Raw genomic sequence first — 23,695 nt, 5'->3', positions numbered from 1 at the left:
AAAAGCTTTTATGCGTTTTGCGATTGGTTATATGCAGCTTCGGCTGCGATATCCTGTGCGTCCTCTTTCACCGCTTCCATAAAGGCCACGGCATCCTGTTTAAGCTGCATACCTTTTTCCGTAACTGCTATACAGGCCTTGCGAAAAGCCGGAGTTTTAATAACGGATGCTGCTACGAGACCCGCTGCAACACCTACGCCGAATGCCACCCATTTATTTGAAAACATAGTTTACCTCGCTTAATTATGATAAGAGTACTCCCAAAAATCTCGATTGTGGGAGATACCTATTAAAAGCCGCCAGCAGCTTTGCTGATAAGGCGTTCTCGTGTGTGCAACGATAACAGTTTTTGATAAAAAACGCAATAAGTAGGTAAGTAGGTAAGTTCTTTACATAGAATCGTTATTCACGTTATTCCGTTATTCTTGACACGAAATAGCAATATATGATAGTATCTTCCCCGTCAACTTTCCCCGGTTGTGTAATGGTAGCACCGCAGATTCTGGTTCTGCTTGTGGGGGTTCGAATCCTCCCTGGGGAATACGCCGAAAAACCTCTAAAAATGATTATTTTTAGAGGTTTTCGCTTAGTAGAGCAACCGATGCTCTGTTTTTGGTCCCTTCGTCTATCGGTTAGGACATGAGATTCTCAATCTTAAAAGACGGGTTCGATTCCCGTAGGGACCGGTTCTCATTTTAGATGTACTGTTCCGTTATATATGCAAACCCCATCTTTTTTTCTATAATGATTTTATGAAAAAGTTTACCGGTTTATCTGTCTGCGACGGTCTCGTTGCATGTCGGCTTGTGTGTATTCCTGAAAACGTTATACAGGCCACCCCCGCCTACGCAATTACCGCAGAAAATATTCGCCATGAACAAGAACGGCTGCGGATTGCGGTGCAAGCTGCTCAAGAAGAGCTAAGGCAGGCGCTTACTCAATACCGAACAACAAATGCTCCCTCAAAAGCCCCCGAACAGGCTATTTTAGAATCCCATCAAGCAATGCTTGCCGACGAAGAATTCATGCGCGGTATTTATACGGAAATAGAAACTTCGCTGACGAATGCCGAAGCAGTGCTCAAACGGAAATTAGATGAAGTTACTACGATGCTGACCGCTTCCGGCGACAGCTATCTTTGCGAACGGGCGGTTGATATTCAGGATGCTTACGAACCGGTGTTTTCTCATTTGAATCCGCAGCCTAAGCAACCACCCTCTCGATTTGTCGGCGTACAGCCGGACACCCTGCTTGCAGCACGGGTGTTTAAACCGTCCGAAGCGCTCGAAATAAAAAAACTTGCACCCTGTGGGATTATTATGGAAGAAGGAGGCGCAACCAGTCATATTGCGATTATGGCACGAGCGTGGAACATTCCGACATTGATTGCCGTTCAAGGCCTTATGGAGTCGGCAAAAAGCGGAATGTATGCCGTGCTGGATTCCACGAACGGAACGTTGATTTTGGAACCCGATGAGGAAACCGTCGCTCAAATAAAATCTGCAGGTACTGAACAAATTGAGGTAACCGAAGAAGCACGGGACTATGCGCAAGTGTATACGCAAGACGGTATTCCCGTTCATTTGAGTGCAAACATTGTACTTACGGAAGAATCGGAGATGTCGGCTGTTCAGAATACTGCCGGAATCGGACTCTTCCGCTCTGAATTTTTATTTTTAGGGGACAGTGATATCCCCGATGAAGAACATCAATACATAGCATACCGTACCGTTTTGGAACGGATGGGTTCAAAACCGGTGTTGATCCGCACCTTTGATGCCGGCGCCGATAAAATGCTGAAAGAACAGGAAAACCTTTTGGAACGGAATGCGCTTCTCGGCTGGCGGGGTATTCGGTATTGTTTGGATCGACCCGAAGTCTTTAAGCCTCAGCTGCGGGCGCTGCTGCGAGCGGGGCGTACCGGCAATCTGCATATTCTTCTTCCGATGATCTCCTGTAAAAAAGAAATCATCGCAGTGCGGAAGTTAATCAAAGAGATTGAGCTGGAGTGTGAACAAAATCGGATACCGTATAAAAAAGATATTCCGGTGGGGATTATGATAGAAGTTCCTTCCGCCGCAATCGCCGCCGACCTGTATGCACCGGCGGTCGACTTTTTTTCCATTGGTACCAACGATCTTATTCAATACACGATGGCGGCGGATCGGGAAAACCAAACCATTGCGCATTTAGCCGACTGTTTTCAACCCGCGGTACTGCGGCTTATCCGCCATGTTATCGAAGCGGAACCGCTCCTGCACCGTACCGGCGATTCGCGCGGCGGGTTTGTATCCATGTGCGGAGAGATGGCTTCCAAGGCGGAGGCTGTTCCGCTTCTGCTTGGGATGGGGTTACGCAGGTTCAGCATGGCAGCACAGAAAATACCGGAGATTGCGCAGCGCATCGAATCTATCCGGCTTTCCGATGCAGAGGCTCTCTACAAAGCTGTCAGCCGGTTTGACAGCTCCGAAGAAATCCGCCGCGAAACGATGGAGCGATTCCCACTGTAGGAGCAATATATTATTCATACTTATATTGTATAAAGCTATTTACCTTGTTTCGTTTACAGGTATCTTTAAACAGAATTTTTTCATTAGGATTTTCGTCTCTTACTTTTTCCAATTGCTCAATTAAAACTTCATACGCTTCAGAGAAATTATTGTTCTTCTTATATTTTGCTTTATTAGCTAACAATTTAAAAATCCCATCTTCAATTTTATAGGTGACATTATTATTAACAAGAGAGAGTTTTAATCCTTCTATAAATTCTTCGTAATCTAATGATTGATGGAAAGTTACAAAACCAATTTGACCGGATACAATTTCACCTTGTTCATCGTCAATGTCAATCAAAAACTTATTATATTCTGCCATAACTTTTTGATGGTCATCAAAATCTTTAAACGAAGGATTTATAAGTGATACTGCAAGAGAAGCGGTAATATATGTTTTACCTGTTCCATGCGCCCCTTGTAAAATAATATTTTTCTTTGTACGTAAGATACCGGTATAATTTTTTATTTTATTTAACATATCTTTTTCTCCACTATATATTGAGATGAGATTGATTACATCTTGTTCAGAATACTGATAGCAATTAGAAAACGTAACTCCTCTATTTATCTTTAAATAATCCTTTTCTTTGAGCTTGTAAATACAAACTTTACAGCCGTTAGCAAAACTTTGTGCGTCATAAAAATCAAAGTCAGGATATGTCGAACTAATTAAATCATTTTCATCTATATCTGAAATATCAAAATCTGATAAAGCAAATCCCTCGCTTTTTACAATGCCAATTGCTTTTACTATACGACCACTATTTATAAGTAATATATCATCGGGCATGACGTTATTTTTAAACTTATCTCTACAATCTTCATCTCCGACAAAAACTATTTGTAACTTCAAAAATACATCAAGAATCTCTCTGTCATTATAATCGATGTAATTGCTCTTTTCTATATCCGCTTCACTGATAATACCTGTTAATTCTTTTACGAGCGGAGATAATGTGATGGTTTGCTGTGTTTCTCCGATAGAGGTTTTGAAAAAATCTTCAACCAACCGCGAAAGACTTTTGTTGTTGTTTGCCACATAGCGTTTCATTGCATCGATAATATCCTTTTCCATTTTTAATGTTAATTTTGCTTGCATCTACAGCACCTCTTGTACGTATAGATATAATTGATACGTATCGTCAAGAATTATTATTTCTGCTAGGTGCTTGAGAGAGCTGCGGTAATTTTCTATAATCACGTCCGATAAGGAAAGAGAATGAGTAAAAATCGCAGGATAAATACAGAAAGAGACGATAGAAATGAAGTAGGCAATACCGATACGATAATGCACGGGCACACAGCAGCGGATGCAGGACTGGAATTTCCAGATGCAGACCCTACAGCTTCGGAAGGAACGGAAGGTGGGTTCGATTACCGCAAAAAATACGAGAACACGCCGCTTGTGGTGATAGCAGGGCGGCCGAATGTAGGAAAGTCTACCCTATTCAACCGGTTTTTGCGGAAGCGCCGCGCTATTACCGACCCGACCCCCGGCGTAACCCGCGACCCCATCGAGGAGCAGGCAATTATCAACGGGAAGCCGGTACGGCTGATGGACACGGGCGGTTTTAAGCTGACCCGCAGCGGCGACAAAAAAGAAGACTTGATGGATGAGCTGGTTATAGAAAAAACGCAGGAAGCGCTCCGCCGTGCCGATAAAATTCTTCTATTATTAGAAGCTTCTGCACCCACAGCGGAAGACGAAGAGTTTATCCGCTTTCTGCGTCCCTACTGGGATAAGCTCATCACGGCGGTAAATAAAACCGAAGGCGGGCGCGGCGAAGCGGAAGCCTATAACTATCTCAGCTTCGGTTTCCCGACGCTCCTGTGTATCAGTGCCGAACACGGGGACAATATCACGCCGCTTGCCGAAGAGATAACCAAGGGCTTGGACTTTTCGCAGGTATGCGAAGCGCCCGCCGATACTGCGATCCGCATCGCGCTCATTGGAAAACCGAACACCGGTAAGTCCACGCTTAGCAACTACCTCACCAAGACCTCCGCATCGATTGTTTCGGAGATTGCCGGTACAACACGCGATGTGGTGGAAGGTGAGTTTTTCTATAAAGACAGACAGTTTATCATTCAGGACACCGCCGGCATCAGGCGTAAAACAAAGGTAAAAGAGGATATCGAGTATTACTCGGTTGTCCGTGCAATGAAGAGCTTGGAACATGCCGACATTGTGTTTCACCTGATCGATGCGGAGGAAGGGCTAACCGAACAGGATAAAAAAATCATCGTGCAGGCGACCAAGCGGGGGCTGGGCGTCATCTTTGTGTTGAATAAATGGGATTTGGTGAAAGGCGAAAAAAAATTCCGCGATGCGGAGCAACATATCAAGATTATGTTCGGCAAGATGGAATATGCCCCGATTGTGCCGGTGTCCGCGCAGAACGGAAGCGGCATTCCCGACCTCTTGAACACCGCACTGGAACTCTTCGATCAGCTCACCAAAAAGGTAGAAACCTCTGCACTCAACCTCGCGCTCAAGGACTGGCTCGAGGCGGTGCCTCCTCCGCACGGGCAGCGTAATTCTTTCACGCTTAAATATATGGTGCAAACTTCCGCACGACCGGTTGAGTTTTTAATTTTTGCCAATAAACCCGACCTTGTCTCCGAATCCTATCTCCGGTACATTACCAACCGAATACGCAAAGACCTCGGCTTTACATCGATTCCCTTTTTGGTACGGGTAAAGGGCAGCCGGGTAAAATGGGAAGACAGGGTAAAACCGTGACAGGCTTTTCCATCGGCGAAGTTGAAAAGATAACCGGCATTAAGGCGCATGTTCTCCGCTACTGGGAGCAGGCGCTGCCCTTTTTGCGGCCGCAAAAGGATGAGCAGGGGCGACGGCTGTATACCGACCATCACCTCGATTTAATCTTCCGTATGAAGTATTTGATTGAGATACGGAAGTTTACGCTTGAAGGCGCAGGGCAACAACTCCTTTCCGATCTTTCCGGCAAGGGAGGGAGCAGCCGTATCACCGAACTTTCCGGCATCCGCAGTGAATTGCTCGATATGTACCGGCTGCTGCAAAGAAATAAAAATGTGTTTAAACCGGCTCCCGAATCCTAACAACCGGATTTGAAGCGGCACCTATAGCTTTTTGGTTTACTGCCGATACTATGAAAGCTATGGTAGTACCTTTACCGAAAAAAATCGCTTTGTTTTTTTGTGCAGCCGTGCTTTATACAGTCGGCGCTTATACCTATGATTCCGTCAATCCTGAAAGGAACACCACCGTACCGCAGGGACAGATTGAATGGAAGCCGGTCTTTCCCCGCGCCCTTTTCCTCGATAGGTCAGAGATTGCCGTGATGGAAACAGGCGGTCTGGCAGGTCCTATTGAGTATCAGGATATTATAAAGAACAGAGAGCGAGCGGAACAAGGCTTACAATCGGTATTGCTCAATAGCGATGTTTTTGCCCTGTACGGAAAGCCTAATGCCCGCACGATGGGGATACTCGGTCAGTATTCGCTTGAAGAGATTGAACCGATTATGAACGAATTCGTTAAACTCTACGACTCCGCAAACGGCAATCGAAAAATCATCCCCGCATTTTATATCATTTACGGTACCTGTTGGCCTGCCGGCGAAATCGGTATACTTTCTACCGCTATTGTAGAGCAGTATATTACATTTGCAGCGGAACGGGGTTGGTATGTGTTCCTCGACCATCAAATCGGAAAGTATCCGGTTGCCGAGGCAACGAAAAAATTGCTCCCGTTCTTAAAATATCCGAATGTTCATCTCGCACTTGATCCCGAATGGCGTACCACAAAACCGATGCAGGAAATCGGCTCTGTGACGGCAGAGGAAATCAACGAAGCGCAGCAAATAATACAGAACTATATGATTGAGCATGGTATCGGCGGCAGGCGTATGTTGGTTATCCATCAGTTTAATGCGCGGATGATTAAACAGCGGCAATTAGTAAAAAGCAATTATGAGCGGGTGCAGCTCATCCACTGTTCCGACGGTTTTGGATCGCCGAAGTTAAAAAAAGAGACGTATGCGTATAATGCAGCGGCAAAAAATATTCCGCTCAAATCTTTCAAGCTTTTTTTGAAGCCGATGGTTGAGGGCGCCGGGTATGATATTCCAATTATGAAACCGGAAGAAGTATTTTCGCTTAAACCGCGCCCATATTTGATTATGTATCAATAGGAAGGAACGTTGGAGATGGGGGGAATTGAACCCCCGTCCTAAAAAGAGATACAGGAGCATCTACAGGTTTATCGGCGCGAGGTGATTGTCGGGATCCGGTGTCAGCGCCGAAAGCGTCGAATCCGTATTGCGGGAAGTGTCCTTTCTACCGTCCGCATCCGGTAAAAAGCAAGCTCCGAATAGCGTCGGAACTCTACCTCGCTCGGAAGCAACACTCGGTAGGTTCCGCGATTACGCAGCTAATGCGTAGTCGGAACTGTCATTGTTGGCAGTTATAAAGTTTGCCGCTTTTTAGGAGCACGGCTCTCCACCTGCAACTCAAGCCTCTGCTTCCTAGTCGAAACCGGAACATCCCCATGCTTGGTTTGATCGAATATACGGATTTATACGGTTACTGTCAAGCCTGTTGATTCCGATTGCTTCTGATGCAATGCGTATACTTGCAATTTTTCATATCCATTGTTATAATTTTACTATCATAATTCCGGAGGAATTTTATGCAAAAGATATGCCGTTGTTTCATTTTCTGTATTATACTGTTCGGAGCAGTAAGCGTATTTCCGCTCGCAGCCGAATCAAAAGAAGCTGATGTATATTATGTCAACACTCAGCTTTTGAAGATATTTACCCATCCAAAGGGTTACTATGTCATCTATCGTCGGGCAGGGTTAGAGACCGGAGAAGCATTTATCCCGTTCGAATGGTTCAGCCCAAAAGAAAACAAGGCTGATATTGCGTTTATTAATACCCGTATTAATCCCTATCTCTCTTTCTTTATCCGCGATGGAAAATGTGAATACATTAAAATTTCTGCTCCACGACAAGATTTAAATACCCCAACATGGGGGCTTTTATCCAATCCTCAACAATATAATGATAAATTTGACGGAGTAGAGTCACTCGCGCTTGAGTTCTAATCCGTATCGGAAATTGGCATAAGGAGTTCTAAAAATCCGATTGATTTTCAGAGCTCCTCGTCGGCTTAAAAATAGCTTGGAGCTATATGCCTGTTTTCCATTTAAACTAGGTTATTCATGGCTAATATTATTACACCTGCCGTTCCGCAGAAATTAATCGATTTTTTGCATTCATATCCGATGTTCCTCATAGCCGGTCATAAAGAGCCTGACGGAGACTGTATCGGAAGCAGTATTGCGATGTCTCTTTTCTTACAACGACTCGGAAAAAAAACGCAGCTGCTTTCTGCAGGGCCGTTCCAACGGTCTGAAATACGGATATATGAATCGCTTTTTTCTGCGCAGGTACCGGAAGCGCTCATCAAACACCCTGAAAACACAGGCGTCATCATTGTTGACTGTTCGGGAATAGATCGGACGGGCGACATTGCCGAACAATTAAAAAACTTTCCTTCAATCTGCATTGATCACCACGCTACCAATACGATGAATGAAGCAGGATCGCTTGTATATGCAGAAGCTCCTTCAACAACATTTATTATCCAAACAATCATCGAAAAGATGACCGGCTCCGTAACACGGGATGAAGCGGAGATGCTGTTTTTCGGGCTTTGTACCGACACCGGTTTTTTCCGCCACTTGGATGAACGGAGCGGCGAGGTTTTTGCTCATACAGCACGGTTGGTACAGGCGGGGGCAAACCCGAAATACACCTTTGCAGCCATTAACGGCGGTAAGTCATTCGGCTCACGGACGCTTATCTCGCGCGTATTAGCCCGTATGAAGCCGTATTATGACGGAAGGCTTATCGTTTCGTATGAAACGTATCAGGATAAGCAAGAAATCGGCATCGAAAACAGAGATTCCGATATGGCATATCAGCTTATCCAGAGCATTGCAGGAGTAAAGGCAATTTGTATTGTCCGGCAGGATACCGAAACACATTGCAGCGTCGGCTTCCGATCTCTCGATACCATCGATGTTAGCATTATTGCCTCTTCATTCGGCGGCGGCGGGCATAAGCAGGCCGCAGGGCTTTATATAGAAGGAATTGCCGAACAATTAATACCGAAGTTTGTCGCAGCGTTTGCCCCGCAGTTTCAAAATTGATATTTACAGGGCAACCGCATTATAAAATATTTGCAGCGGTTGCCTTCCTTCTGTGCGAAATTTTGCTTAAAATTTCGCACATTTTTCCAGCAAAGGGGGAAACGCATCAGGCAAAATAGATAAAAATCGCGGAAAAATTGAGACTGTGAGACCATTTGAACCATCTTCAACTGTTGTACATCCGTGTACAACAGTTGAAGGCGAATTTTGGCAAAGCCAAAATATCGCTGCTATATGGAACCACTGCCCTCCTTGGCAGTTCCGGTTGAGTAGTCTCAATTTTTCCGCGGGGGTGTTAAAAAAACGACCTGATGCGTTTCCCCTGTTGATATTCATTCACCTCTTTACATAATATTCCTTTTACAGTATACTATCCTGCGTTTTATTTTGAATGCTGATAGATAAAGCTAAGGAAGGTGAACTATGGCACGCAGATGCGATATTTGTGGAAAAGGGCCGATGAGCGGTAATACGGTTAGTAAATCAATGAATCACCAACGCCGCGTATGGCGCCCCAACCTTATCGACGTAAAAACGGAAATTGATGGAAGAACGTTAACCCTGAAACTGTGTTCCCGCTGCTTAAAGAGCAACTATGTTGTTAAGAAAGTCTAAGCACCCGTTTTTTATTCTTGTTAAAAAGAGTCCTCAGTAAGGACTCTTTTTTTATATCTGCTCGATATTCCAACAAAATCACCTGAGGTATAAGGAATGATACGGTATAGATACAAAAAAATAGTATGCATTTCGATTTTATTGACTACCCTGCTCTTTATCGCCCATGTTCAACTGATAGCCCATCCGCATCTTTTCGTTTCCACTCAAACCGAGTTCGTATTGAACAACGGAAAAATTCAAGGTGCGTATGAGACATGGACATTTGATCGTTTTTTTAGCGCGGATATTATTCAAGGATATGATCTGAACCGAGACGGTCTTTTTGATAGAGCTGAAACAAAGGATGTCTATGACAATGCCTTTATCAACACTAAAAACTATTCGTATTTTACCTTTATCCGGCAAGGTGATAAACGGGAGAGCCCTGCACAGGTGAGCGATTTTTCGGTACGTCAAAAAAACGGCATCGCTTCGTATCGATTTTATGTTGATTTGTCAAAATACAACGGCAATTTCTACTTTGCTGTATACGATTACACCTTTTTCTGTGATTTCCGATATGATGAAAAGACGCCGGTGGTTTTTACCGGAGCTTCCGGCAAAACGATGCCGACATACACGATTGTCGAAAATAAAAAATATCCGGTATATTACGACCCTTTTGATACCGCCGATATGACAATGACATACAATTCGTGGAAGCCGGGATTACAAACATATTATCCTAGAGAAATTCATATTACCTACTAAGGAACACCACATAATGCGATACGGAGTAATGCTGAAAAATCAATATAAATACGTTTTATATTATTTGAAAAGGAAACACATAGGAGTAGAAACGATACGGCTCGGAATTATCCTGTTTGTATTCTGTATTATGACCGTCGGGCTCTGGGCAAACCCCTTTACCGGCAAAAAAGATACGCCTGCACCCATCCGCACGGAAAAAACGGCTGATTTTATTGTGAACCGGCAAGCTCAGCTGCATACAAAACTCGGCGACTCCATCTATGAGTGGACACAGACAAATTCTGCACAGGCATTCCGGACAATTATCGCACTTGCTTTTTTTTATGGGATTGTACACGCACTGGGACCGGGACACCGGAAAACACTCGTGTTTTCATTTTATCTGACACGCCAAGCCCCTGCGTGGGAACCTGCCGTCACCAGCCTTATCTTAGCGGGACTACACGGCATAACGAGCATCCTATTACTGTTTATCTTTCGCAATGTGAGCGGCGCATTATCCGCACATACCGACTCTGCAGCAATTTACCTTGAAGGTTTTTCCTTTATTCTGCTGATGCTGCTTTCCGTAGCTTCCATCCTCCATTTGTTGTCCGGTATATTTCCCAATCGTTTTCCCCGCTTTCGTTTCAGCCGCCGCTCACTCGCACCCGGGCAAAGCAGCAAACCGGCGTATAATACCGGCAGCTACGGTTCCGCACGGTATAAAAACCACCGCCCGCAGTACAGCAGCGCCGGAAACATACAATGGGGTGCTTTTTTACTCAGCGGCATATATCCCTGCCCCGCTGCCTTACTTGTACTGGTACTGGTTTCTACGTTGGATGCGGCAGGTATCGGCATCATCGCGGTTATCGGTATGTCGATAGGCATGGCAATTCCGATTACTGTCGCAGCATACCTCGCATGGACAGGACGGCAGCGTTTGTTTAAACGGATAGGCAAAACGCAAAAATATGCCGAAACAGCCGCATTAGTACTCTCGCTGGCAGCCTACAGTGCAATCTTTATCTTTTCACTTACCGCAGTACTTCCCTTCATCAAAAGCGTGATAGGGTAATTCTATGGACTACCTAAACCACCTCTACGGCAGAGATATAAAAACCGTAAAAAAATTACAGCACGGAACAGTGCATACCGTCAAAACACGGAACGGAATATGCTACGTTACATCGTATCGTATTTTCCCCGGTGTGAATGTTATGTTTAACGACATCCATACCGATACATTATGTCCACCTTCCGCTGCGGATCTGCTCAATAACAATATCAAGCAATACGAACTGAACCATTGCAGAGAAGGCGCATTTGAATCGATATTAAAAGACGGAACACAGGTCAGCATGAATGCCGGTGACTTTGCAATCAATCCTTTAGAAAATTGTTCGCAGCATTCTCGGTTTCCGATACGGCACTATCACGGTATCAGCATTTACATTATTCCGGCGGAATTAGGAGAAGAAGCCCGCACCTTGCAGCAGTATTTTTGTATCGATTACGGAATCATTTTAGAACACCTGTGTAAGAACGGAACCCTCTTTTTGAAACGAGCAACGCCCGAACTTGATCATATATTTCACGAAATGTATCACGTGCCGGAAGAAATTGCCGTTCCGTATCTAAAAGTAAAAATACAGGAATTGTTTTTGTATTTAAGCATATTAAAAAGCGGCATCGATTTTATCGACCGTGAATACGCGCAAAAAAACAATCGGGAAATTATCAAACGCCTCCATCAGTTTGTCATAAAAAACTCAAATAAAAACTACAGTTATGCGCAGCTTTCCGCCATCTTTCATATTAAAACGACAACAATGAAAACCTGCTATAAATCGGTTTATGGAACAACCATTCACGAAACGCTGGTTTAACTTCGGCAGCCGCAATAAGACTGCCTCGTTAACCGGTGAGTTTGCCATACGGCAAACATCACAGATTATATGTACGCTATCGCGTACTAATTGAACAACTTCCAAAGTTGATACTTTGTTCAGTTGTCCAATTTTAATGGTCAAAAAAGCGCGGCTTCAAAAAGCAATCGATCTTCTTAAAAACTCCTCCGCAAACATTACGGAAATTGCTTTGGAAATCGGCTACTCAAGCCATGCAAAATTTTCGGAAGCCTTTAAGCAAGCCTATAACCTGCGGCCGAGCGAATATAAAAAAATAATCCGGTAGCTCTAAAAAGATACCCGCTTTTTAAAATAGCATCATTATATGGGTGTTGCCGGTACCTTGCTCTAAAACAACTGCTTGCAAGGTACCGGCCGCTCTGTACGGGGCTATCGGTACAACCGTGCAGAGATTGCTGCACGGTTGTGTACAATTTTGTACATTTTGAAAAATGTACAAAATTCCCCTCCCGCCGCTAACGCTGTTTGGAACCGCTGCTTACTGACAGGATGTCAGTGGTTCCAAACAGTATCGAGTTTTTCTTATGAAAAACTCGAAGTTCAGAAATGTCCACGGACGGACATTTCTGAACAATGCCATCCGTGGCACGTTCAAAAATTGACTTCCTTGTCAATTTTTGAATGCGAGTTTTTGTTGTGCAAAAACATCGCTGCTGCGTGGAACCTCCGCCGTCCGTGGCGGTACTGACGGGCTTCTTTATCCGACTTATCGGGTACAACTTGTCCGATTCGGAAAGAACAATAATGTAAACCGATGGTAATATCTTTTTAATTGGAGGTATAAGTTGGGCGGCGAAAATGGTGTCGCCCAACTTAACCGACGAGTTTCGGCTGCTGCCGAAACATCGCAGATCGTATGTGCGCTACCGCGCACGAATGCGACAAGTTTCAGAAACTGATGTTTCTTCAACTGTTGCATTTTAAAGGAGGTATTATTATGTCAAATAGGTTATCCGTAAAGGATTTGGCGACGATCGGTATTTTTTCGGCAATAATGATCGTTGTGTTTATTGCATTCTCGATGATCACCGGCGCGTCCTTATTTTTTAATATGGTGTTGAATGCCGTGTTTGCAGCGTTTATCCTCGCACCGTTTTTTGTGTATATGGCAATGAAGGTCAATAAACCGGGCGTGGTTCTTATTTATAATACGCTGCATGCTGTTTTAACAACCGTCTTTATGGGACCGTTTATGTTTCCTTGGTTTTTTGTCGGCGGAATTATCGGCGAACTTTCCATGTGGGGTAAAGATAGCTACCGGAACTGCAAGCGAATTACCATAGCGTGGATTATTACTTCGCTTACACGAGCCACACACGGTATGAGCGAAATTTGGTTTTTCTATAATGCTTTTGTAAAGACCGGTGTTTCGAAGGAACAAATCGATATACAAACGCAATACTATACCGATCCTAAATGGGTTGCAATCTCATTAATCCTTACCGTTATTGCTGCAATGCTCGGTTGCTATATCGGCAATAAAATGCTTAAAAAACATTTTATAAAAACAGGGTTGTTAAATTAGGTATGGATTTCCGTACTAAATTAGCGGTATTCTTTTGTACGGTATTTTTGGTATCGGTTATTTCCAAGAATACCGTATTTTTCTGTTTAATCGGTTTATTGGCAGCATATAGCGTTTTTCAAAAACACTATCGCAGTATATTCCGCTGTGTTTTTGTTTTACTCATTGTCGAAACAATACAGCTTATTTCGAAGGGTAACGGATTAGGCACAATGCTGCCTGAAATGTTTTTATTTATTATCACTCGAATGATCGCTGTGCTTATATCGGTTATTCCAATCATTAAAACACCGCCGGGAGAATTGACCGCTGTTATAAACAAATTAAAAATCAATAGAAATATTGCGTTGTCTTTTATTTTTATGATGCGTTTTTTTCCGATTATCGGAAATGAATTTAAAGAGATTATCGAGTCTTTAAAATTGCGCGGATTATTTACCTTAACAAAACCGCTGCAAACAATGGAATATGTCTTTATCCCAATGATGTTTTCCGCTTCTAAAACAGCGGAAGAATTAGCTGCTGCTGCGGAAGTACGAGGAATATCCGCTGCCGGAGTACACACCTCTAAGCGGGCTATCGTATTTACCGCCGTCGATTGGACTATCACACTGATCGCTCTTGTTATATCCGCGGGATTATATTATTGGGAACTGCATTAAAAATGATTACATTAGATCATATCTACTATTCATATCCGCAATCGTCAAAAGAAAATCTTGACGATATAACGATGGAGATACAAGATGGAGAGGCTGTCGCTTTAATCGGATTGAGCGGATGCGGAAAAACAACGATAACGCGAATTCTCAACGGGCTTGCCTATACATTTTTTTCAGGCAAAATGGAAGGCAGTATATCGCTTAACGGCATCGACCCGAGCAAAAAAGAATTATATGAAATAGGGCGGATGATCGGCTCTATTTTTCAAAATCCAAAAGTCAGTTTTTTGCAGAAGTTGTAGAAGATGAAATTGCATTCGGCTTGGAAAATTACGGTATCGAACGTACCGAAATTGTCAAGCGTATTACCGACTCTCTACGTATGATTAACGGCGAAACGTTACGAACAAGAAATCTGTTTCAGCTTTCAAGCGGCGAAAGACAGAAAGTCGCGATTGCATCAATCAATGCACTTGATCCGCCGGTCTATGTATTTGATGAACCTTCTGCAAATCTCGATATGACAAGTGTGGAAGCGCTAAAACGATTAATGGCTTTGTTAAAGAAGAAAGGAAAAACGCTTATCGTTTCCGAACATCGAATCTACTATCTCAAAGATATCATCGATCGGTATTATTACATAGAAGACGGAAAAATTATCCGCTGCTATACAAAGGAAATATTTGAACATTCACCGGTTGAATTTTTTCAGCAGCAGGGTTTACGCTTATATTCCCTTGACCGTATTGAACCGCACGGAAAAACAATATCCGGAACACGGCGCCTAACAATCGATAACATCTCTTTTTCATACAACAGACAATCGTTACTGGAAAATTTAAGCTATTGTTTTATAAGCGGCACGATATACGGCATCATCGGCGGTAACGGCGCCGGTAAAAGCACCTTCGCAAAAGTACTGAGCGGACTGCTGCGTGAAAAACACGGCAGTATTTCTTCGTGCGGAAAAGACAGCTGCAATGACATAAAACTCAACAGCCGTACACGGAGGAAAACGATATACTATTTGTCAAATAACCTTGACAGTAATCTTTTTGAAGTTTCCGCTGCAGAAGAACTGCGATTAAACGATCCCGCCGCCGACACTGCTGAAATCCTAAAAGATTACTGTTTAGATACCGTTGCGGATACACATCCGCAAATCCTCTCCGGTGGACAAAAACAACGACTAGCAATCGCCGCCGTCTCATTATTAAAAAGAGACGCGTATATTTTCGACGAACCGACGAGCGGCTTAGACGGAAAGAATATGCGCCTTATAGCCGATAAAATGCGAGAATTGCAAGCACAAGATAAAATCGTTATTGTTATTTCTCACGACTATGAATTTTTAATGGAGATTTGCAGTATTGTATTACACTTAAACGGGAATTCATTTACGGAATACACTGCTGCAAGCGATAAAGAAAAGATATTGAACATTTTGCAGCAGGAATAAACACCAAACCTGTTCGGAAACTTCCGTTTCAGAACAGGTCGACTCTGTATTAAAGCCGCGGATTATAAATACAGCTCATAAAATCAGCTAGGTGCAAAACGAATTCTTAAAATCGGCTTACCTTGTACTCTGCCTTACACTTGCCGCGTAAATTTTTCGGTAAAAAATACCAAGTTCTTTGCAAGGAATACGGCAGAATAGGTAATAATACTGCCCGCGCATAAAAGCGCAAATGAGATGCAGAAAGAATCGCCGAATTGGCTTAAACCGATTTTTCCGATATCGCTGAACGGCAAAAAGATAAATCCGGTAATCAAAAAGACACCAACAGCGAGCCAAGGAAGCAGCGACTTATTTTTCTCCTGCCGAGAGACAGCTGGAACAGTCTGTTTATTCAGTAAGTGTATTGCGTTCATTGTCGCAGCAAACATCCGCTCATCCGCTGCAATAGGTGTACGCAATATCTGCCGCTGAACATTCTCTCCAGCAACCATCCGATTAACGGCTTGCCTACATGACGTACAGCATAAAAGATGCATCTTGAGCCCTGTCGGCAACGATTCGTTTTTATCAAGTAAAAGATACTGATCTTGAAAAATATCACAATTCATAGAATCTCCATCCATTAATTGCTAATTGTGCGCAACAACCGGATACGGGAACATCGTATCCCGATGGGTGTACTCAAAAATCGTCCGGTCTTCTTTCAAATATTCCCGTAAAATTTTCTTTGCACGGAAGATATGAGATTTTATCGTATTCAACGGCAGTTCGGTAATAGCCGCAATGTCGGTATAGCTCATATCGTAAAAAAAATAAAGGTCGATACAAATACGGTAATTATCGGGTAAACTGTTTACCGCCTCACGCACTGACAAAATGATACATTCATTCAAATGTTTTTCTTCGGGATTATCTCCCCGATACTCAATTTCAGTACCATCAGCAAGTGAGGCATAGCTCCGTCGTTTTTTAGCCGAGTTAATGGCTGTATTATAGGCGATACGCATCAGCCATGTCGCAAACGGAGCCTCAGCGCGGAACGTCCCAAGTGCAGCGTATGCCTTCAACATCACGTCTTGCACAAAATCTTCACAATCATCGGTATTGTCAAAAAAACTCAGCCCAAGCATATAGACCCGTTTTTGATATTGCGCCACTAATACGGCAAAGGCTTGCGTATTGCCGTTTAATACCGCTTTGCACACTTCGTAATCCCGCAGCGTTTGATTAAGCCCTTCTTTTTTATAAACGGCGGCATAATCGGTTGTCATATTCATTGCCTATCCCTCCGTTTTTCCTTCCGGCAAAGCAACAGGCTTTCGTACTTCACTACCCCAACTGTGGCGGGTAATTACATAAAAGAGCGTAAGGCTAATACCAAGCGCGAGCGGAATTAGACCTCCGAGTAAAATATACCCAACTCCGGCAATAAAATAGAACAAACCGAATAATACACAGCCGATAACGGTCAGCATAATACCTAACAGTAAGCAAAAAAGGCGAATATTAACGGCAGGACGGATATAGGTATTTGTCTTAATTTGAAGCATAATCTGCTTATGCCGCCATAAAAAATAAAAAAAGACCAAAACACTTCCCATCACAATCCCAACAATCGGAATAACGGCGATAATAATCTGTACTGCAACCATTTTTACTGCTTCCTCCGCAAATAAACACTCAAAAACTCACCGAAGTTTTTAAAGGTTGTTCTTGTTTTAATAAAGAATAACAAATTCTTCAAAATAGATATTATGTATCTTTCCCAATACGAGCTGCTTGTTTATCCGTTCCATAAGCGTCTGTTTTATATCCTGCGGTAACTCGCTGCTGAGCCGATATGCGCTTTCGAGCGAGAACCAGTCGAGTATGCTTTTTTTAAGCGCTTCTTTTTTCGTAACCAATTCTTCCTGAAACGCCGTATCGGACGCCTTATATTCAAGGAACGGTTTTATAACAACGGTAATCGGCGGATTATCGGCTGTAACGGCACGCAGCTGACCGAGATCGCCGTATAACGCATATTCTTTAGGAGGGATATAGGCGGTACCCGCTTCCGCTTCTTCCTCCTGCCGGACGGAAGCTCGGTCTTTTGTCTTTTTGACAAAAGCGACGACTGTTCCGATTACAATAGCGGCAATCAGCATAATGATAACAATTCGCAACAATTTAAATAGTTTGTCCGACGGATATACGCTCATATTTATGATGAGTATATCAAAAAAAAACGATTGACAAAAGCCTCTTTTTATCTATAATAGGCTCATTGCAACGCGCTTTTTGCCCCGGTGGTGGAATTGGTAGACACGCTAGTTTCAGGTACTAGTGCTTTCACGGGCATGGGGGTTCAAGTCCCCCCCAGGGCAGTCCTTCTATCAGATACGGAACGTATACAATAGATACCGCCGAATAACCGCTCACCAATACCTCTCAATCAAAGCCACACAGCAGAAGCTTTTCATTCGATAATAGCTTTAACAAAATAGCTTTAAAAACTTTTACGAAAGCGTTGCATCAGAGAGGAGTTCACTATGAAAGATAAAAAACACGGCTTCTTTTATTCGCTCTTTCGCGGTTTAAATCTTATTCGTTTAATTATTCTCAATATCATTTTTTTTGTTCTGCTCTTTTTATTTGTTGCAGCGTTGTATAAATATAATGACAGTACAGGCAAACCGAAAAACACCCGTGTAACGGTTTATGCAGATTCCGTTTTATTGATTAATCCTGCAGGACGCCTGACCGAAAAGCCCGATGAATTTATCTGGCGGAATTATCTACTGCCGGATACAGCCTCCGATGCAATTCTTTTATCGGATATTACCGACGCCTTACGCCATGCCGCACATGACCGGCGTATCACGGCAGTTTTGCTCGACCTTACCGGACTCTACGGTATTTCCACAGGTCATTTTACAGAATTAAAAACCGCATTAATCGAATATAAAGATTCCAATAAACCGCTCTACGCATTTTCAACAAGCTACGGATTAGGGCGCTATTACATTGCCTCTTTTGCCGACCATATCTACCTTGATCCGATGGGCGAGGTGGACCTATCGGGCTTTTATACCGAATCGCTTTTTTACGGTGAAATGGAACATAAGCTCGGCGTTCGATGGAATGTTGCTCATGCCGGAGCTTTTAAATCGATGGCTGAAACATATTCGCGTACCGAAATGTCTACCGGAGTGCGTAACAATCATCTATCCGTATTGAAAGACTTATGGCACACATACCTACAAGACATAGCCGCAAATAGAGCCGCTGATGCAAGCCTTTTTGAAACATATACGGTAAACTATAACGACGCACTAAGAAAGGTAAACGGAGACAGCGCGCAAGCGGCAGCGGATGCAAACCTGATAACCGATATCGGTACGTATGAAGAATGCGGTGTTGAACTCGGCGTATTGGATGAGGAAACATATAATCTTTCTTCACGGGATTATATCGATTACAATAGCTATAATAAGTCTTTTAAAAAGAAAGAAACGGATAATCAAATCGGTGTCATCTATTTAACCGGATCGATTACGGGAACTACCGGCAATACTGCCGATAATGCGGATAGTCCTACCCTCATCGATTTATTCGATGAAGCAGCCGATGACGATTCAATTAAAGCAGTAGTATTGCGGATTGATTCGGGCGGCGGAGAGGTAAATGCCTCTGAAGATATACGGAGAAGCGTGGAATGGCTCTCAAAAAAAATCGGCAAGCCTGTTGTCGTGTCGATGGGCGATATAGCAGCCTCAGGAGCATATTGGATTGCTTCTTCCGCCGACTATATTTTTTGCTCACCCTATACCATTACCGGTTCAATCGGTGTCTTTGCCGTTTCACCATCTATCCAAAAAGCGGTACAAGAATACTTCGGAATTCATGTAGATGGGGTGAGTGCTTCCGGTCGTATGCCCTATTCCATTTTCCGCAATCCGACCGACGAAGAAAAAACGCAAGCCGAATTGGAAGTGATGCACACATACTCAATCTTTTTAGATAAGGTCGCGCAGGGCAGAAATCTCCCGCGTGCGACGGTCGAAGAATTAGCTCAAGGGAAAATTTATTCCGGTACGCAGGCGAAGGAGCTGCAGCTTGCCGATGAGCTTGGCGGTTTTATCGATGCCGTCAATTATGCCGCGACAAAGACAGGCATAAAGGAAACGTATTCGCTCAAGGTTTTATACAAAGAACCGCCTGTAACCGACGAAATCTTAAAGACGCTGCTTGCCGAAAATGCCCGATTCTATAAAACCGCCGATCTGCAAGTGCTGCACGAACTTTTCGGACTGCGGTCAAAAAAAGGCTTTTACGTATACACTCCCATCAAAGCGCCGATGGAAGAAAGATAGTAGGAGATATTTTTCTTTTTTTCCGACAAAAAGAAAAATATCCCCTACGACCCCTAAAAAGAAAAATAACGGCTTAGGGCTCTGCCCTAAGAACCCGCCTTTGTTTCAAGACATAGTTCTGAAAATAAAAGCTAAGAAGTGATGGTTTTAACACTAACTCGTTTCAGTACCGCAATATGGATGGCGGTGGTTTCATGCAGAAGCACAGATACAAAAATAGCTAAGAATCTCAAGAAAAAATTTCCATTTTAATTACGAACACACAAAAAAAACGCCCCCATGCCGGAATCTTCTCCAACTTGAGGACGGTCGATTTAATTTGTAATTGGTAATGTTTTTTTACTTACAACATTGCAATTTTCAGCTGCTTGCCGAAAGCGGCGGCGGCTTTTTGTAGGGTAGAAAGCTTATTCGCAAAGGAAACACGCAACTTGGTGGCCGTTTCCTTTGTCTTTCAGCTGCGGGATAGTGTTTTTGCAGTGCTCCATACGCTTGGGGCAGCGATCGTAAAAATAGCAACCTGTACGCTTTTCCGCAGGAGACGGTACGTCACCCGACAGGATAATGCGCTTGCGCTTACGCTCAATTTCGGGATCGGGGATAGGCGCTGCAGACAGGAGCGCTTCCGTGTACGGGTGCAGCGGCTTTGAGTAAAGCTCTTCGGCATCGGCAATTTCTACGATAACGCCGAGGTACATAACCGCAACCCGCGTGGAAATATACTGAATAACGGCAAGGTCGTGCGCGATAAACACATAGGTAAGCCCGAATTCATCCTGCAAATCCTTAAAGAGGTTAAGAATCTGCGCTTGGATAGACACGTCGAGCGCACTGACCGGCTCGTCTGCAAGGATCAACTCCGGCTGAAGTGCAAGCGCACGGGCAATACCGATACGCTGCCGCTGCCCGCCTGAAAACTCATGCGGGTACCGGTTGCGGAAAAAGCGGGAAAGTCCAACCTTTTCCATTAACACCTCGACACGGTCATCAATTTCTTTTTGGGTATACGAAAGGATGCCGCGTTTCGTTAAAATCCGCATCGGTTCCGCGATAATATTTCCTGCCGTCATACGCGGGTTCAGCGATGCATACGGATCTTGGAATACCATCTGCATATCTTTTCGCGCCTGCATCAGCGTGTGGTGTGAACAACCGGCAAGCTCCATCCCCTTAAACAGGACGGAACCCGATGTCGGGGTATACAGCTGCGCAATGGCGCGGGCTGCGGTTGATTTTCCGCAACCGGACTCCCCGACAAGACCGAGCGTTTCACCCTTTTTGACCGAAAAACTGATACCATCCACCGCACGGATAGCGCCTTTCTTACGAGAAAAGAGGCCGCCTTCCGCAAACGGAAAATGCATCTTTAAATCCTTGACGGTCAATAATGCTTCCGATTCGTTATATTTTTCTTCCATGATAAGCGCCTCCTATTCGTTATTTTCCGCAGCTTCAGCGGTGCCATTGTTCGATACGGAAGCAACCGAAACAGCCTCTCCGCCTTGTGTCGAACCTTGGGATACGGCGGCCGATTCCTTGGCAGCGTTTTCCGACTGATAGAGCCAGCAGCTCGTGCGGTGACTGGGCGAAAGACTGTATGAAGCGGGGTACTCCGTCTTACACTGCGGCATCGCTTCACTGCAGCGCGGATAGAACGGACAGCACGGCGGCAAGTCGATGACGTTCGGCGGTTGTCCGCTGATGGAAAAGAGCCGTCCGGCATTTTTTTTGTCCATACGCGGTACCGACTTAATCAAGCCGCGCGTATAGGGATGCGCAGGATTTGCAAACAATTCATCCACCCCGCCCTGCTCTACAATGCGTCCCGCATACATAACACATACGCGATCGCACATACCGGCCACCAATCCGAGCGAGTGTGTAATCAAGATAACGGCAGTACCGAGCCGGGCGCTCAAGTCCCCGATTAAGTCCAAAATCTGTGCCTGAATGGTAACGTCCAACGCGCTGGTCGGCTCGTCGGCAATCAGCACTTCGGGGTCGCAGCTTAATCCCATTGCAATCATAACGCGCTGACGCATACCGCCTGAGAACTGGTGCGGATAGCAGTCCACCCGTTTTTCCGCCGCCGGAATGCCGACAAGCTTGAGCATTTCGATTGCCCGGTCGCGCGCATCTTTCTTCGATAAGCCCTGATGCAGCCGAATCGTTTCGATCATCTGCGTAGAGATTTTTAAAAAGGGATTAAGACTCGTCATCGGGTCTTGGAAAATCATCGAGATTTTATTTCCCCGCAACTGCCTAATCTCTTGCTTATCCATCTTGAGCACGTCTTTGCCGCCGAACCACACCTCTCCGCCGATAATTTTCCCCGGAGGATTAGGAATCAGGTTCATAATCGCTAAGTTGGTTACACTCTTTCCCGAACCGGACTCGCCGACAATCGCCAGCATTTCGCGTTTATGCAAATCGAAAGAAACACCGTCGACAGCCTTTACGATACCGGCATCAGTCCAGAACCACGTTTGTAAATTTTTAACCTGTAAGATCTTCTCGTCTGATTTTTGATTATTCATCGTTACACCCTATTTTTACTCTGAGGATCGAAGGCATCGCGGAGGCCGTCGCCGAGAAAGTTCATTGCAAATAAGAAAACCGTCATTGCGATTGCCGGAACCAACAGCTGCCACGGATAGAGCGTCATTACGTTTACACCATCGGACACAAGCGAGCCCCATGAAGCACGGGGTGCCGAAACACCGAGTCCTAAGAACGACAGAAAACTCTCGTTCATAATAAAGCCCGGAATGGAAAGTGTTGAGTAAATGATGATGATACCGAGCGTGTTCGGTAAAATATGTTTAAAAATAATTCGCGGCGTAGAAGCCCCCATCGAACGGGCGGCTTCGACGAATTCGGCATTCTTTAAGCTGATAACCTGCCCGCGTACAACGCGCGCGATAGTCAGCCACGAAACAAGCGCAATCGCGACAAACAGGATGACGATATTCTGCCCCAAGATCGCCATCATAATGATAACGACAAGCATATACGGCAAACCGTACATAATATCGACAAAGCGCATCAATACGTTATCGAGCCAGCCGCCGAAATAACCGCTGACCGCGCCGACCAGTACCCCGATAAAAAGCGAGGTAATCGTACCGATCAATCCGATCATAATGGAAATGCGGCCGCCATATACGACACGGGCAAACATATCCCGCCCGAGCGCATCCGTACCTAAAAGATAGCGGCGGTTATGCACCGGATTGTTCGTTACTTCCCGCTGTAAAGCAGCCAACTCTTCCTTTTGTTTTTCGGAAAGGTCAGCGCGCCCTTCTTTTTTTGCCGTACGCATCATATCCGCACGGAGAACGCGCACCATCATATCCCCGGCCTTACTAAGAGAAGGAGGCAAGTTTTGGTGGATAATCGTCTGCTCGGAATAAGAATAGATCGGCAGAAGCGGCGCTAAAAGCGAAAGCACTGCGTAAAAACCGACAATAAACAATCCGGTAAGCGCCATCTTATTTTTTTTCAGGCGTCGCCATGCGTCATCCCAGAGGGATATCGGCTTCATCGATTGGTTGAATTCATTAACCGGAAGTCCACCCTTCGTTTTAACCGGTGTAGCTTCCTGAGTTTGGTTTGTGCCGTCCGTTTGTTTAACGTCCATCTTAGCC

The 23,695-nt window shown here is 44.4% G+C and carries 25 protein-coding genes, 3 tRNA genes and 1 other RNA gene; 19 read left to right on the top strand and 10 right to left on the bottom strand.

All coding sequences use genetic code 11. The annotated features are described in order from the left end of the window. Window positions 1-8: 8 nt before the first annotated feature. Window positions 9-227: a hypothetical protein gene (locus HGH47_RS02550; RefSeq protein ID WP_212565442.1), complete on the bottom strand. Its 219-nt coding sequence runs from the start codon at window positions 225-227 to the stop codon at window positions 9-11. Window positions 228-470: 243 nt separating this feature from the next. On the opposite strand from HGH47_RS02550, the gene HGH47_RS02545 reads away from it, so the two are divergent. The 3 genes from HGH47_RS02545 to ptsP all read left to right on the top strand — a co-directional run bounded on the left by HGH47_RS02545 (window position 471) and on the right by ptsP (window position 2,510). After that, window positions 471-541, top strand: a tRNA-Gln gene (locus tag HGH47_RS02545). Window positions 542-614: 73 nt separating this feature from the next. Next, a tRNA-Glu gene (locus HGH47_RS02540) sits at window positions 615-686 on the top strand. A gap of 66 nt (window positions 687-752) precedes the next feature. Further along, the gene (gene ptsP / locus HGH47_RS02535; protein ID WP_432910166.1) at window positions 753-2,510 is read left to right on the top strand and encodes a phosphoenolpyruvate--protein phosphotransferase; all 1,758 of its coding nucleotides are present in this window, start codon (window positions 753-755) and stop codon (window positions 2,508-2,510) included. Between the two features lie 10 nt (window positions 2,511-2,520). On the opposite strand, the gene HGH47_RS02530 is transcribed toward ptsP, so the two are convergent. Further along, complete coding sequence (locus HGH47_RS02530; protein WP_432910163.1) at window positions 2,521-3,654, bottom strand: DUF6364 family protein; 1,134 nt, start codon at window positions 3,652-3,654, stop codon at window positions 2,521-2,523. Window positions 3,655-3,774: 120 nt separating this feature from the next. On the opposite strand from HGH47_RS02530, the gene der reads away from it, so the two are divergent. Genes der through HGH47_RS02515 form a run of 3 tightly spaced genes read left to right on the top strand, consistent with a single transcriptional unit; the run spans window position 3,775 to window position 6,733 of the window. Further along, the gene (gene der / locus HGH47_RS02525) at window positions 3,775-5,298 is read left to right on the top strand and encodes a ribosome biogenesis GTPase Der (RefSeq protein WP_212565445.1); all 1,524 of its coding nucleotides are present in this window, start codon (window positions 3,775-3,777) and stop codon (window positions 5,296-5,298) included. After that, window positions 5,274-5,639, top strand: coding sequence for a MerR family transcriptional regulator (locus HGH47_RS02520; protein WP_230974446.1), 366 nt, complete (start codon window positions 5,274-5,276; stop codon window positions 5,637-5,639). Before der ends, HGH47_RS02520 begins: the two co-directional genes overlap by 25 nt. Before the next feature lie 50 nt (window positions 5,640-5,689). Continuing rightward, window positions 5,690-6,733: a hypothetical protein gene (locus HGH47_RS02515; RefSeq protein WP_212565446.1), complete on the top strand. Its 1,044-nt coding sequence runs from the start codon at window positions 5,690-5,692 to the stop codon at window positions 6,731-6,733. Between the two features lie 7 nt (window positions 6,734-6,740). Here HGH47_RS02515 and ssrA read toward each other — a convergent pair. Further along, window positions 6,741-7,089, bottom strand: a transfer-messenger RNA (tmRNA) gene (ssrA, locus tag HGH47_RS02510). A gap of 141 nt (window positions 7,090-7,230) precedes the next feature. Between ssrA and HGH47_RS02505 the strand changes: the two genes are divergently transcribed. The 11 genes from HGH47_RS02505 to HGH47_RS02455 all read left to right on the top strand — a co-directional run bounded on the left by HGH47_RS02505 (window position 7,231) and on the right by HGH47_RS02455 (window position 15,690). Further along, complete coding sequence (locus HGH47_RS02505) at window positions 7,231-7,650, top strand: hypothetical protein (RefSeq protein WP_212565447.1); 420 nt, start codon at window positions 7,231-7,233, stop codon at window positions 7,648-7,650. Window positions 7,651-7,767: 117 nt separating this feature from the next. Then, window positions 7,768-8,760: a DHH family phosphoesterase gene (locus HGH47_RS02500; protein ID WP_432910158.1), complete on the top strand. Its 993-nt coding sequence runs from the start codon at window positions 7,768-7,770 to the stop codon at window positions 8,758-8,760. Between the two features lie 423 nt (window positions 8,761-9,183). Next, window positions 9,184-9,375: a 50S ribosomal protein L28 gene (gene rpmB, locus HGH47_RS02495; protein WP_006189625.1), complete on the top strand. Its 192-nt coding sequence runs from the start codon at window positions 9,184-9,186 to the stop codon at window positions 9,373-9,375. Between the two features lie 96 nt (window positions 9,376-9,471). Then, window positions 9,472-10,128, top strand: coding sequence for a DUF1007 family protein (locus HGH47_RS02490; protein ID WP_212565448.1), 657 nt, complete (start codon window positions 9,472-9,474; stop codon window positions 10,126-10,128). Between the two features lie 64 nt (window positions 10,129-10,192). Further along, entirely contained in the window at window positions 10,193-11,191 is a 999-nt protein-coding gene (locus HGH47_RS02485; protein ID WP_432910155.1) for a cobalt transporter, read from the top strand. A 4-nt stretch (window positions 11,192-11,195) separates the two neighbouring features. Next, window positions 11,196-12,002, top strand: a complete 807-nt coding sequence (locus HGH47_RS02480) for an AraC family transcriptional regulator (protein ID WP_230974451.1) — start codon at window positions 11,196-11,198, stop codon at window positions 12,000-12,002. Between the two features lie 136 nt (window positions 12,003-12,138). Beyond that, entirely contained in the window at window positions 12,139-12,309 is a 171-nt protein-coding gene (locus tag HGH47_RS02475) for a helix-turn-helix domain-containing protein (protein ID WP_230974452.1), read from the top strand. A gap of 672 nt (window positions 12,310-12,981) precedes the next feature. Continuing rightward, a complete protein-coding gene (locus HGH47_RS02470) occupies window positions 12,982-13,569 on the top strand; it encodes an MptD family putative ECF transporter S component (RefSeq protein WP_016518357.1) in 588 nt (195 codons plus the stop codon). Window positions 13,570-13,571: 2 nt separating this feature from the next. After that, on the top strand, window positions 13,572-14,231 hold the full coding sequence (locus HGH47_RS02465; protein ID WP_212565449.1) for an energy-coupling factor transporter transmembrane component T family protein: 660 nt from the start codon (window positions 13,572-13,574) through the stop codon (window positions 14,229-14,231). 2 nt (window positions 14,232-14,233) lie between these two features. Further along, the gene (locus HGH47_RS02460) at window positions 14,234-14,533 is read left to right on the top strand and encodes an ATP-binding cassette domain-containing protein (protein ID WP_432910149.1); all 300 of its coding nucleotides are present in this window, start codon (window positions 14,234-14,236) and stop codon (window positions 14,531-14,533) included. A 20-nt stretch (window positions 14,534-14,553) separates the two neighbouring features. Continuing rightward, window positions 14,554-15,690 carry an energy-coupling factor ABC transporter ATP-binding protein gene (locus HGH47_RS02455; RefSeq protein ID WP_432910146.1) on the top strand — a complete coding sequence of 379 codons (1,137 nt, stop codon included), beginning with the start codon at window positions 14,554-14,556 and terminating at the stop codon, window positions 15,688-15,690. 134 nt (window positions 15,691-15,824) lie between these two features. On the opposite strand, the gene HGH47_RS02450 is transcribed toward HGH47_RS02455, so the two are convergent. The 4 genes from HGH47_RS02450 to HGH47_RS02435 form a co-directional block, all read right to left on the bottom strand. Then, window positions 15,825-16,301 (bottom strand): hypothetical protein, encoded by a 477-nt coding sequence (locus tag HGH47_RS02450; RefSeq protein ID WP_206181370.1) that lies wholly within the window; start codon window positions 16,299-16,301, stop codon window positions 15,825-15,827. A 21-nt stretch (window positions 16,302-16,322) separates the two neighbouring features. Next, entirely contained in the window at window positions 16,323-16,970 is a 648-nt protein-coding gene (locus HGH47_RS02445; protein ID WP_432910142.1) for an RNA polymerase sigma factor, read from the bottom strand. Window positions 16,971-16,973: 3 nt separating this feature from the next. Further along, on the bottom strand, window positions 16,974-17,345 hold the full coding sequence (locus HGH47_RS02440) for a hypothetical protein (RefSeq protein WP_212565450.1): 372 nt from the start codon (window positions 17,343-17,345) through the stop codon (window positions 16,974-16,976). A gap of 66 nt (window positions 17,346-17,411) precedes the next feature. Continuing rightward, window positions 17,412-17,894, bottom strand: coding sequence for a flagellar basal body-associated FliL family protein (locus HGH47_RS02435; protein ID WP_432910139.1), 483 nt, complete (start codon window positions 17,892-17,894; stop codon window positions 17,412-17,414). 81 nt (window positions 17,895-17,975) lie between these two features. Here HGH47_RS02435 and HGH47_RS02430 point away from each other — a divergent pair. Both HGH47_RS02430 and sppA read left to right on the top strand, forming a co-directional pair. Then, window positions 17,976-18,059: transfer RNA gene (locus HGH47_RS02430), tRNA-Leu, on the top strand. Window positions 18,060-18,224: 165 nt separating this feature from the next. After that, a complete protein-coding gene (gene sppA / locus HGH47_RS02425; protein WP_212565451.1) occupies window positions 18,225-20,048 on the top strand; it encodes a signal peptide peptidase SppA in 1,824 nt (607 codons plus the stop codon). Window positions 20,049-20,455: 407 nt separating this feature from the next. On the opposite strand, the gene HGH47_RS02420 is transcribed toward sppA, so the two are convergent. From HGH47_RS02420 to HGH47_RS02410, 3 genes are read right to left on the bottom strand one after another with little or no spacing between them, the layout of a single operon-like run. Next, a complete protein-coding gene (locus HGH47_RS02420; protein WP_432910134.1) occupies window positions 20,456-21,466 on the bottom strand; it encodes an ABC transporter ATP-binding protein in 1,011 nt (336 codons plus the stop codon). Window positions 21,467-21,478: 12 nt separating this feature from the next. Further along, window positions 21,479-22,585: an ABC transporter ATP-binding protein gene (locus HGH47_RS02415; protein ID WP_432910130.1), complete on the bottom strand. Its 1,107-nt coding sequence runs from the start codon at window positions 22,583-22,585 to the stop codon at window positions 21,479-21,481. A 2-nt stretch (window positions 22,586-22,587) separates the two neighbouring features. Further along, window positions 22,588-23,688, bottom strand: coding sequence for an ABC transporter permease (locus tag HGH47_RS02410; protein WP_212565454.1), 1,101 nt, complete (start codon window positions 23,686-23,688; stop codon window positions 22,588-22,590). Window positions 23,689-23,695 lie beyond the last annotated feature (7 nt).

The sequence above is a fragment of the Treponema sp. OMZ 805 genome, assembly GCF_050937395.1.
Taxonomy (GTDB): Bacteria; Spirochaetota; Spirochaetia; order Treponematales; family Treponemataceae; genus Treponema.
This window is presented reverse-complemented; position numbering and strand designations above follow the sequence as displayed.

Coding starts and splice junctions, on each gene's coding strand:
- HGH47_RS02550 (WP_212565442.1), bottom strand. CDS start 227: ATGTTTTCAAATAAATGGGTGGCATTCGGCGTAGGTGTTGCAGCGGGT.
- ptsP (WP_432910166.1), top strand. CDS start 753: ATGAAAAAGTTTACCGGTTTATCTGTCTGCGACGGTCTCGTTGCATGT.
- HGH47_RS02530 (WP_432910163.1), bottom strand. CDS start 3,654: ATGCAAGCAAAATTAACATTAAAAATGGAAAAGGATATTATCGATGCA.
- der (WP_212565445.1), top strand. CDS start 3,775: ATGAGTAAAAATCGCAGGATAAATACAGAAAGAGACGATAGAAATGAA.
- HGH47_RS02520 (WP_230974446.1), top strand. CDS start 5,274: ATGGGAAGACAGGGTAAAACCGTGACAGGCTTTTCCATCGGCGAAGTT.
- HGH47_RS02515 (WP_212565446.1), top strand. CDS start 5,690: ATGAAAGCTATGGTAGTACCTTTACCGAAAAAAATCGCTTTGTTTTTT.
- HGH47_RS02505 (WP_212565447.1), top strand. CDS start 7,231: ATGCAAAAGATATGCCGTTGTTTCATTTTCTGTATTATACTGTTCGGA.
- HGH47_RS02500 (WP_432910158.1), top strand. CDS start 7,768: ATGGCTAATATTATTACACCTGCCGTTCCGCAGAAATTAATCGATTTT.
- rpmB (WP_006189625.1), top strand. CDS start 9,184: ATGGCACGCAGATGCGATATTTGTGGAAAAGGGCCGATGAGCGGTAAT.
- HGH47_RS02490 (WP_212565448.1), top strand. CDS start 9,472: ATGATACGGTATAGATACAAAAAAATAGTATGCATTTCGATTTTATTG.
- HGH47_RS02480 (WP_230974451.1), top strand. CDS start 11,196: ATGGACTACCTAAACCACCTCTACGGCAGAGATATAAAAACCGTAAAA.
- HGH47_RS02475 (WP_230974452.1), top strand. CDS start 12,139: ATGGTCAAAAAAGCGCGGCTTCAAAAAGCAATCGATCTTCTTAAAAAC.
- HGH47_RS02470 (WP_016518357.1), top strand. CDS start 12,982: ATGTCAAATAGGTTATCCGTAAAGGATTTGGCGACGATCGGTATTTTT.
- HGH47_RS02465 (WP_212565449.1), top strand. CDS start 13,572: ATGGATTTCCGTACTAAATTAGCGGTATTCTTTTGTACGGTATTTTTG.
- HGH47_RS02460 (WP_432910149.1), top strand. CDS start 14,234: ATGATTACATTAGATCATATCTACTATTCATATCCGCAATCGTCAAAA.
- HGH47_RS02450 (WP_206181370.1), bottom strand. CDS start 16,301: ATGAATTGTGATATTTTTCAAGATCAGTATCTTTTACTTGATAAAAAC.
- HGH47_RS02445 (WP_432910142.1), bottom strand. CDS start 16,970: ATGAATATGACAACCGATTATGCCGCCGTTTATAAAAAAGAAGGGCTT.
- HGH47_RS02440 (WP_212565450.1), bottom strand. CDS start 17,345: ATGGTTGCAGTACAGATTATTATCGCCGTTATTCCGATTGTTGGGATT.
- HGH47_RS02435 (WP_432910139.1), bottom strand. CDS start 17,894: ATGAGCGTATATCCGTCGGACAAACTATTTAAATTGTTGCGAATTGTT.
- sppA (WP_212565451.1), top strand. CDS start 18,225: ATGAAAGATAAAAAACACGGCTTCTTTTATTCGCTCTTTCGCGGTTTA.
- HGH47_RS02420 (WP_432910134.1), bottom strand. CDS start 21,466: ATGGAAGAAAAATATAACGAATCGGAAGCATTATTGACCGTCAAGGAT.
- HGH47_RS02415 (WP_432910130.1), bottom strand. CDS start 22,585: ATGAATAATCAAAAATCAGACGAGAAGATCTTACAGGTTAAAAATTTA.
- HGH47_RS02410 (WP_212565454.1), bottom strand. CDS start 23,688: ATGGACGTTAAACAAACGGACGGCACAAACCAAACTCAGGAAGCTACA.